This is a genomic window from Streptomyces chiangmaiensis, assembly GCF_036281785.1.
Taxonomy (GTDB): domain Bacteria; phylum Actinomycetota; class Actinomycetes; order Streptomycetales; family Streptomycetaceae; genus Streptomyces; species Streptomyces chiangmaiensis.
Genome location: NZ_JAYWVC010000529.1, coordinates 1 through 1688 on the forward strand (window position 1 = coordinate 1; position 1688 = coordinate 1688).

Sequence of the window (1688 nt, forward strand, 5' to 3'; positions counted from 1 at the left end):
TATCTGCACCGCCGTCCGGGGCCGCCCGGCCAAGCCCGAGGCACCTGTGTGCTCTGGTGCTGCGCCTGTCTCGCGAAAACGATGGATGGGGGTGACGAATCCCCTCCCTTCAGGGAGGGGAGCCTTCAAGTCTGTCATCGGGTGTTACTTCATGTTCGAAGATCCACCGCTGACCGTTCAGACCCCTCGTCCGCGCCGCGGCCGAACCAGTTCCACCCGGCGACACCACCCCGCTATAGTGATGCTATGGCGGAGACGACGACGATCCAAACCACAAAAGCGGCCCGGGACCGGCTGCGGAAGCTGGCTGCCGAGCGGGGCTTGACGATGGGCGAGCTGATCGAGGAGCTGGCCGGCGCGACGCCGACCGCGGAGGAGCTGGAGGCGCGCGCCCAGCGGGCCAAGGCCGACCTCGAGACGACGCTCGGCGTCACGGTGACCGCCGATGACGAGGCCGCGGGCAGGGCGCTGTGGGACCGCATCGCCGCGCACCAGGGCGGCGGACAGCGGGGCGCGGCTGCGTGAGCACCGCCGTCGTCCTGGACCACACCGCACTGCTGGCCCTGCACAAGGCCCATCCCGTTCTGCTCGGCCTGTACGTCGAAGCCGGCCGCGGGCAGGGGAGCCTGCACGTGCCCGCGCTGTCGCTGTACGTCGCCGAGCGCGAGAAGCGCGGCGTCGGCGCCTACGTCGGCGCCCGCGAGCTGTTCGTCATCGAGCCCTTCGACCCCGACAGCGCCGTCGCCGCCGGGGCAGTGGCCGCCGACTGGCGGATCGGCCACGCCGTAACCATGGCCCTGCCCTCGGCCGCATGGCCGCACGGCCGCCCCGTGCTGTCGCTGCAACCCGAGCTGTACGACAGCACCCCGATCACCCCACTCGACCCCGGCCCATCCGCATAGCGAGATCGAGGAGCAGATACGCGCACTCCCGGCCGAAGCGGTGAAAGAGCACGATCCGGCCGAGCTGGTCGGCGTCGCCTTGTGCGTGCCGAGAATCACGTCCGTGCAGGTCAAGCGGCGTGTTGGTACTCGTGGATCACTCCGCCGAGGCGATCGTGTCGGCGTATGTCAAGGCGGGCGATCTGCCTGGGGTCGGTGATGGTTTCGGGGAGAGCGCGCAGCGGCGCGGCTGCCTGCAGGGGGCGGTGGGTGCGGTGCTCGTTATAGAACTGCTGGTACTCGCTCAGGGCATGGTGCAGGTGGTGCTCGTTCCAGATAAGGGTGCGGTCGAGGAGCTCGCGGCGGAGGCTGAGCACCCATCTCTCCGTGATCGAGTTCATCCTTGGCATCCGGACGCCGGTGAGCACGCTCTGGATGCCGGCGCCGGCGAGGATCTCGTCGATCAGGGCGGGGTACTTCGCGTCGCGGTCGCGGATCAGGTAGGTGGCGTGCGCGGCCACGTCCTCGAGGTCCATGACGAGGTTCTTGACCGCCTGGGTCACCCAGCCCGCGGTGGGGTGCGCGGTGGTGCCCAGGACTCGGATGCGGCTGGTTGCGTGCTCGATGACGGCCAGGATGTACTGACGCTGTCCGGTCAGGGTGATGGTTTCGATGAAGTCCATGGCTAGCAGGGCGTCGGCCTGGGAGCGCAGGAAGTCGGCCCAGGTGGTGGTGGTCCGTTCCGGCGCCGGGTCGACGCCCTCGGCCTTGAGGATCTCCCAGACGGTGGACGGGGCAATGCCAGTT

The 1688-nt window shown here is 69.3% G+C and carries 3 protein-coding genes; 2 read left to right on the plus strand and 1 reads right to left on the minus strand.

Annotated elements, in window-relative coordinates; genetic code table 11:
• Positions 1-246: 246 nt before the first annotated feature.
• On the plus strand, positions 247-525 hold the full coding sequence (locus VXC91_RS45240; RefSeq protein ID WP_329513151.1) for a hypothetical protein: 279 nt from the start codon (positions 247-249) through the stop codon (positions 523-525).
• The gene (locus VXC91_RS45245) at positions 522-902 is read left to right on the plus strand and encodes a PIN domain-containing protein (protein ID WP_329513152.1); all 381 of its coding nucleotides are present in this window, start codon (positions 522-524) and stop codon (positions 900-902) included. Before VXC91_RS45240 ends, VXC91_RS45245 begins: the two co-directional genes overlap by 4 nt.
• A gap of 110 nt (positions 903-1012) precedes the next feature.
• Here the strand turns inward: VXC91_RS45245 and VXC91_RS45250 are convergent.
• The coding region (locus tag VXC91_RS45250; protein WP_329513153.1) for an integrase core domain-containing protein at positions 1013-1688 on the minus strand (676 nt) is incomplete at its 5' end.

Bases quoted from the DNA above. Each gene is read 5' to 3' on its own strand.
- VXC91_RS45240 (WP_329513151.1), top strand. From the start codon at position 247: ATGGCGGAGACGACGACGATCCAAACCACAAAAGCGGCCCGGGACCGG.